This window comes from Methylobacterium sp. AC315 (assembly GCF_979253755.1).
The window spans coordinates 1-234 of sequence record NZ_CEEDEA010000151.1; the positions used below are offsets into that span (position 1 = coordinate 1).

Below are 234 nucleotides of genomic sequence, written 5' to 3' on the forward strand. Positions count from 1 at the left end.
AGCTGGGTCGGCCCGCGGAGTTCATCGTGCGCTGCAGGCCGAGCGACGGCCTCTCCGGTTGGGTCGGCGGCCTGGACGCCGACATGTCCTGCCTGTCCGGCGCCGTCACGGTCGGTCCCGCCGCGGGAGCGCCGACGACGCGCCTCATGGCGGGACAGGAGATCCGGATCGGGCCGGATGCGCGCGGCGTTCACCCCATCGACGTCGCCCATGTGGCGGCATGGCGGCGTGGCC

1 pseudogene is annotated in these 234 nt (G+C 74.8%); it reads left to right on the top strand.

What is annotated here, in order from left to right:
* Positions 1 to 26: 26 nt before the first annotated feature.
* A pseudogene (locus tag AC0IY0_RS29070) lies at positions 27 to 234 on the top strand (FecR family protein); the annotation flags it as partial.